This is a genomic window from Bacillus sp. ME78 (assembly GCF_903970865.1).
GTDB classification, from domain to species: domain Bacteria; phylum Bacillota; class Bacilli; order Bacillales; family Bacillaceae_G; genus Bacillus_A; species Bacillus_A cereus.
In genome coordinates this window covers 23,510-29,597 of sequence record NZ_CAJCKK010000044.1, presented here as the reverse complement: position 1 = coordinate 29,597, position 6,088 = coordinate 23,510, and the positions used below count along the sequence as shown (strand labels likewise).

Genomic DNA, 6,088 nt, shown 5'->3' with positions numbered 1-6,088 from the left:
TTACTAGTATGAATTGCTACATATCTCTACAATTATTCCCTACACTACGCTCTACCGATATCAATAAGCTTTATTAACTTGCTTCCGTAACCTTCATGCCTATATTCTTCAGAAACCCATAGAAAGTCAACGTGTATATGGTGCCAAAAAGTTATTGCTGTTACCCCACCTACTATTTCTTCTTTTTCATTTCTTACTATGAAACTAACCTTTTCTGAAGGTGTTTTTTCTTCACCTGCAAGATATTTTTGATTGTATTCAATTACTTTCTCTCTTATGTAATCACTATCTTCTTGTACCCACTGCTGTACTATTTTCATTTTAAGTGTCACGCTCCTTTTTACTTATCTATTCAATTTTAAAATGATATTGTCCTGTCTTTAATGAGTTAGTAAAGAAGCAAAGTTAATGGAATAAAAAAGAGCCCTAGTATGAGGACTCTTTTTAAAATTAAGCTACTTTCCGATGTAAATGTTTTAGTTCCTTTTTCTTTTCTACATTTGGTGGACGGATTAATATTGAAATAATGAAGGAAATAACACTTAAAACACCGATTATAATGAAAGTTGGTTGAAATCCCCCGAGTATCGCTCCAATAAATGATCCTGCAAGCGCACCAAATCCGAAACCTTGGTAGACAATCCCGTAATTTGTACTATGGTTTTTTAATCCAAAGAAATCTCCGACAATAGCTGGGAATATAGTTATATTACCGCCGAAGCAAAAGGCGACACTTGCTACACAAGCAAAATAGATCCCGTAATTTAGCGGAATAAAACTTAAAGTAAAGACTGACAAACCTATAATAATAAACGTTGCAGAGACAATTTTCATTCGCCCGATTTTATCTGATAACGTCCCAAGAATGATTCTACCTACTGTATTAAAGATTGCAATCATAGCAACGGCGTTTGCAGCGGTTGCTGCGCTAAGTCCAACAAGTTGTACGCCGATATCTTTTACCATACTGATTAAATACAAACCACCCATACACGAGGTGAATAACATAAAAAATAGCAGATATACTTGTTTCGTTCGCATCATTTCACGCGGAGTATAGTCATTGTGTAATGTTTCAGTTACAGCATTACTTACAATTGCCTCACGTAAGAAGAAGGATCCAATTAACACTAAAAGTAACACGATAATACCCCAATATAAGAATGCTTGTGATACACCAAGGTTATCGATAAGATTTCCGTTTATATATCTAAAGATTAAGCTGCCCATTCCATACGCTGATACAGATATACCTGAAATAAGCCCTTTCCGATTTGGAAACCATTTAATTAAATTAGATAGTGATGTAATATAAGCTGTTCCATCCGCATAACCAACAACGACACCAGCTAATAAATATAATAGTGGTAAAGAAGAAACTTGTGAACTAAGTATTAAGCCGAGTCCTAAAACAATTCCTGCAGTAGCAATAAGTTTTCGAAGTCCTAATTTTTTCTGCAACTTGGCTGCAAATAAAGTTGAGAATGATAAAGAAAAACTTGTTATGGAGAAAGTTATCGCTACTGAATTAAGATTCCATCCAAACTTACTTACAAGGGGTTGATTAAATAAACTCCATGTATAAATTGTTCCAAGGCCAATTTGAACAATGATTGTACCTAGAACAATTAGTAACGGATTTATAGAAGTTTGTTTCATACTAACTGTCCCCTTCTTTTATCTTGACATGAATTTTCACAGTTAGTATATCCATCATAAATTGCAAGATACTGTACGGAAAATGGTAATTAAGTTCATATACACAAAAAGACACTTCATAAAGAAGTGCCTTTTGCAGGTTATATCAGATATTTCTAAAGAAAGCTTTGTTAAGATAAGACATTTTCAAATGCTTATGTATATATGTTATCAAATAATTTCTTAAATGTTATGAGACTTAAGACGTATTTTTCATTCATCATATAGTCGGATGAAAAATTAATATTCGATTTCATCAAAATCTTTCGGCTGCGGTACAGTTTGCATATTAGCTGCATCTTTAGGATCGCTATAAATTGCATTTTGCTCTGTATTTACATCTTTTATATTTTGCTTTTTATTTTTGTTCACTTTATCTTTCATTTTCAATCACTCCTTTTCGTTATAGGAGTAATTATGCCCTATTACCGTTACTAAATGTATCTGCGACTAAATTACTAAATTCACGTAAATAATATAAGTAATTATCACCACCGTAGTTATATCTTTTATTATACATTTTTGCAACAACTACATTATATTCAGGTATTACTAAAATGGTCGGTCCAGTAATCCCTAATATTTGATACGACCCTTTTGGAACACGTTCACCAAGTTCGCTTAATTGCGCAGGCTCATTTTGGATGAACCAAAACAATCCATTTTGTGGTAGCTCTTTGTTTATATATGTTGGACTCTGCAAACTCGTAGCGATTTTTATAACTTCTTTTGGAACAATTTGTTTACCATCTATCCCACCTTGATTTAAATGAAGATTGCCCCACTGCGCAAATTCTCTAGCTGAGACAAACAAATTTTTTTCAGTACCGTCATCTACCGTACCAATTTCACTAATTGCGTCTTCATTTGGATTATTAACAACGTCAACTAAATTTTCATCTCGCTGAACTCTCCAACCTGTTTCTTGAAAATTAGCAGGTTTAAACACACGCTCCTTTAACAATTCAGGAAAACTTTTGTTATATAGCTGATAAATAAGACGTGTCATCATTCTTACATTAATATCTCTATACGCCCATGATTGTCCCGGTGCAAATTCACGAAAAATTGTCCTGTCATTCGTTTCTTCTAATCCGTGCGAATGTGTTACTAAATGTCTTATCGTCGTTTTACTAAGCAATGCAGGATCAAAGTCTTTAAAATATTTTATCGCTTCATCATCAATAGAGTTTATTTTCCCCTCATAAAGCGCATACGCTATCATTAATCCTAAATAACTTTTTCTAGCAGAAGCAACGTTAAATTGTGAAGATGCTGTTACTCTCTTGGTTGTAGATGTATTTGAGTGATAACCACTATAATGCTCTAGTACGATTTTATTATCTTTTATAATACAAAGTGCTGTAGCAGAACTATGATTTTTTTCTTTTATATCCTCTACCCAAGAAATCAACTTATCATATGTATACAAATAAATCCCCCTTAATACACATCAAAATTACAGCATGAAAGAAAAGTGCAAAATAGTTTTTACACCTTTCTTTCATATAAAATAACTTGAATTTTCTATACTTAAATAATCCACCAGTTCCAGCAATTAAAGCAACTGAAACATCCTGCGCATCCTATACATCCGCCGCAACGACCTGCACAACCACCACATCTACCGCCACATCCACCGCAACGTCCACCACAACCGCCACATCCGCCGCAACGACGTGCATCGTCTTGAATGTAATAGTATGGATATTGACTTTGTTGTTGATCCCAATACACAACATTGCCAGTTTGATAATCATTAAGGTTTAATGATTGTAGTTCTTGTTGAAACTGATTCATTATGAAACCCTCCATTTATAAATGTAAATTCCGTCCAAATATTAAAGTTAATAAATTCTTTTAAACAAAGTAGAAACAAGACTATAGACTAAATGCGTACATCAACAAAATATGAACTTACACTAGGTGATGTACCTTGTTTTTCAGCCCATTTTCTTTATATTCATTCGATGGACGTATTTACTATAAATAAAGTGATTTAAAAATTACTAATCCAACAATTTAGGAGTTCATCATTTAACTTACTTTCTAGTAATTCCTTTACTAAAGGCATTGGCATGATTTCATAATGATTTAAGGCTTCTTTATTATAAGCTATCCAGTGAAATGCTAAATGAGACTCGCTAGATTTCGGTGTTAAGTCCGTATGTAAATCTTGTGACTCTACTTCAAAAATGTGGTTAATTTCATGATGAAGAACTTCTTTATCTTGCCATTGATTTTCTATGACGCCTAAAAATTGTTGTATACTACAGTTTACTCCAAGTTCTTCTCTTAACTCTCTTTTTAATGCATTCTCTGCTGATTCTCCAATTTCAACATGGCCACCAGGTAAAAAATAATGATGGCCGATATATTCAGCAACTAATAATTTTTCATCTTTTATCATGACTGCTCGTACAATATGATGAAATTTACTTTTCAATTAATATTCCTCCTAGTTATTTAATGTATAGTTTCTCAAAATAGTCATTTAGTATTGGTATAATATAAATCATAGGCATTTCATACGGATGAATATCATTAATAACTTCAAGAGCATCTTTTACAAGTTCTCGTTTACACTTTATTTCAACTTTACATTCTTGTCCTTCGCATATTTGACCAATTTCTCCATTAAAAGGAGATGCCTCTTCTAAAGGTCTCCAATATCCTTTCACTGAACTATAGGAAAGACAATGGTCATATTCGCCCGTTTTACATGCTCCAATTTTATTTAATTCATCCCTTAATGTTTCAATATATTCTTCAGGAATGAACACTTCAATTTTCACTTCAGTAAATTGCATATTTCATTTCACACCTTTACTTCCTAATAGTTAAACAAATAAACGATATACTTGCTCACCATCATACTCCTGTCCTAATGATATGAAACCATATCGTTCATATAATTTCTTTGCAGAGATATTATCTTTATGTACGGTTAATCTAATTTCTTTACACGCCTTAAACGTATTTTTTATTATATTAATACTTTCTTGTAATGCTGCTTTTCCATAACCATTACCTTGTTGCGATTGATCAATAATAAATCCGTTAATCCAATACATATCCGATGTCTCTATTACAACAGCATGCATAACAAAACCAACCATAAGGTCACCATCGTATATAGCGAATGGTATGTACTCTACATTGTCACCATCTGGTTTTATATATACTTTAGCAAGTGAAACTGCTACAGCGGGGACAAATTTTCTTTGATCTTCTTTAACTTGTAACTTTAATGCATCTTCCCAATTGTCTCTCGTAACAACCTTTAACTGGACATTCAATATTGTAAGCTCCTTTATCTAGAGGATGTATTTTTATATTCAACGCATTGAAATAATTCCCTTTTTCGACAGCAACTTATAACATAATTTTTATAAAATCTTGAATGAATTTTTCTGCATCTATTTCTAAAGCTATACGGGATCCTTCAGATTTAGAGTTAGAGTTAGGTCGAAAATCAGCAAATGTTTGTCCTTTCGTATCTCCGTATGTATCTACATTTACTGTACGATGCACAAATTCAAAAAAACTTGGATTTACTAATCCACTTATTGCAACCACATCATGTAGCAAAGGTCCTTCCATAGATGGATTAAGTTTTTGGTATGCGGATAGATAGTAGTCATACATTGGTTTCATTATCATATGAAATGGATTCTTTGCATTAGCTTGAATATAGTTAAATACATTTGGTGTTAACACAGCTTTGTTTGTTACATTTAAAGGGAATATGAATAAATTCTTTGCTTGATGGAAAACAATTTTACTTGCTATCGGATCTCCATACACGTTTGCCTCTGCTAATGGCGTAACGTTTCCTACTTCTAAAAAAACACCACCCATGAAATAGATTCCTTTTACATTTAGCATTAAATCATTCCATAAATTAAAAGCAATTGCTAACGAGGTAGATCTTCCTACATCGACAATCGTTAAATCTTTTCCGTACTTTATAAGAATCGCAGCAATACTGCCGAAATTATATATTGGAATAGATAATATATTTTCTGGAACATGGATGGGCCCTAATCCTTCTGCTCCGTGAATTTCAGGATAGTACGTAGTGATTTCTTCTGTCAGTGGTTTTGTTGCACCACTAATGACAGGAATGTCTTGTCTATTTGCTAACTGTAAAATATACGCTGCATTATGTGCAGCATGTATATGCTCAACATTTCCGTATCCGGTTACAATACCGACAATTTCAATTTCGGGATGCAGTAAACCATACATAATGGCAAATGAGTCATCAATACCTGGGTCTCCGAAAAATAATACTTTTTCCAAGAAATACTCTCCCTTCATAAAAACATAGAGTCATCAATAACTATGTATATGAAAAAAGCAAGTATATCTATGCGAATTTTAGAAT

General features: G+C 33.0%; 8 protein-coding genes and 1 pseudogene. All 9 read right to left on the bottom strand.

Features of this window, described 5'->3' with window-relative positions:
- Positions 1 to 59: 59 nt before the first annotated feature.
- A pseudogene (locus tag H6481_RS26495) lies at positions 60 to 320 on the bottom strand (GNAT family N-acetyltransferase); the annotation flags it as partial.
- A 130-nt stretch (positions 321 to 450) separates the two neighbouring features.
- Positions 451 to 1,659 carry an OFA family MFS transporter gene (locus tag H6481_RS26490; RefSeq protein ID WP_000815136.1) on the bottom strand — a complete coding sequence of 403 codons (1,209 nt, stop codon included), beginning with the start codon at positions 1,657 to 1,659 and terminating at the stop codon, positions 451 to 453.
- Between the two features lie 279 nt (positions 1,660 to 1,938).
- Entirely contained in the window at positions 1,939 to 2,082 is a 144-nt protein-coding gene (locus H6481_RS26485; RefSeq protein ID WP_000653680.1) for a hypothetical protein, read from the bottom strand.
- A 31-nt stretch (positions 2,083 to 2,113) separates the two neighbouring features.
- The gene (locus H6481_RS26480) at positions 2,114 to 3,130 is read right to left on the bottom strand and encodes a serine hydrolase domain-containing protein (RefSeq protein WP_000288894.1); all 1,017 of its coding nucleotides are present in this window, start codon (positions 3,128 to 3,130) and stop codon (positions 2,114 to 2,116) included.
- A 101-nt stretch (positions 3,131 to 3,231) separates the two neighbouring features.
- Complete coding sequence (locus H6481_RS26475) at positions 3,232 to 3,498, bottom strand: heterocycloanthracin/sonorensin family bacteriocin (protein WP_001071389.1); 267 nt, start codon at positions 3,496 to 3,498, stop codon at positions 3,232 to 3,234.
- A 199-nt stretch (positions 3,499 to 3,697) separates the two neighbouring features.
- Positions 3,698 to 4,144 carry an NUDIX domain-containing protein gene (locus H6481_RS26470; protein ID WP_000836831.1) on the bottom strand — a complete coding sequence of 149 codons (447 nt, stop codon included), beginning with the start codon at positions 4,142 to 4,144 and terminating at the stop codon, positions 3,698 to 3,700.
- Positions 4,145 to 4,160: 16 nt separating this feature from the next.
- Positions 4,161 to 4,508, bottom strand: coding sequence for a divalent cation tolerance protein CutA (gene cutA, locus H6481_RS26465; RefSeq protein WP_065483858.1), 348 nt, complete (start codon positions 4,506 to 4,508; stop codon positions 4,161 to 4,163).
- 30 nt (positions 4,509 to 4,538) lie between these two features.
- Entirely contained in the window at positions 4,539 to 4,997 is a 459-nt protein-coding gene (locus H6481_RS26460; protein ID WP_001102673.1) for a GNAT family N-acetyltransferase, read from the bottom strand.
- Between the two features lie 76 nt (positions 4,998 to 5,073).
- Entirely contained in the window at positions 5,074 to 6,003 is a 930-nt protein-coding gene (locus tag H6481_RS26455) for a nucleoside hydrolase (RefSeq protein ID WP_182813638.1), read from the bottom strand.
- Between the last annotated feature and the right edge of the window lie 85 nt (positions 6,004 to 6,088).

What these genes read in the sequence shown, in the direction of transcription:
- H6481_RS26490 (WP_000815136.1), bottom strand. Translation starts at nt 1,659, where the DNA reads ATGAAACAAACTTCTATAAATCCGTTACTAATTGTTCTAGGTACAATC.
- H6481_RS26485 (WP_000653680.1), bottom strand. Translation starts at nt 2,082, where the DNA reads ATGAAAGATAAAGTGAACAAAAATAAAAAGCAAAATATAAAAGATGTA.
- H6481_RS26475 (WP_001071389.1), bottom strand. Translation starts at nt 3,498, where the DNA reads ATGAATCAGTTTCAACAAGAACTACAATCATTAAACCTTAATGATTAT.
- cutA (WP_065483858.1), bottom strand. Translation starts at nt 4,508, where the DNA reads ATGCAATTTACTGAAGTGAAAATTGAAGTGTTCATTCCTGAAGAATAT.